Raw genomic sequence first — 531 nt, 5'->3', positions numbered from 1 at the left:
TCTCGATCAACTCCTCGTCGCTGTACCGATGTGCCCTTGCGCGCAAGATGCCCTGCGCCGTATAGAAGAGTTCCGGTGGCACGATGCCCTCGAACGCGCCTTCCTTCTTGATCCACATCTCTGGGCTGTTGACCACACGGTGCTTCTTGAGTTTGAAGGATCGCCGGTTGTAGATGTTGTTGCCGATGTATTTCTCGTTGGACAACACTTCGCGAATGGTCGCTCGTGTCCAATCCCGTCCGGATGTTTTGCGTGTTGAGCCGTTCGGCGATCTCCAGCTCGGTCAGGTTGTCCGTGACGAACCAGCGGTAGATCTGGTTGACGACGGCGACTTCGTCGTCGGGCCCCGGCTGCAGGATGACGCGGTCGGTTTGCAGGCTCTTGTGCTCGCCGCGAGCCAGTTCGCCCTTGAGCGTGCCGGACTGATCGACCAGCACACGTCGCAGGCCATAGCCAGCGGGCCCCCCTTGCCGAAAGCCCAGCTCGATCAGGCGGCACTGTCCAGCGAACACCTTGGCCGACAACTCCCGG

1 pseudogene is annotated in these 531 nt (G+C 60.8%); it reads right to left on the bottom strand.

Features of this window, described 5'->3' with window-relative positions:
- Window positions 1–531 (bottom strand): annotated as a pseudogene (locus ACMUOY_RS20285) (recombinase family protein); the annotation flags it as partial.

The sequence above is a fragment of the Candidatus Skiveiella danica genome (genome assembly GCF_022705245.1).
Classification (GTDB): domain Bacteria; phylum Pseudomonadota; class Gammaproteobacteria; order Burkholderiales; family Burkholderiaceae_C; genus Skiveiella; species Skiveiella danica.
Note: the sequence above shows the minus strand (reverse complement) of the source record. Positions and strands in the feature narration are given on the sequence as shown.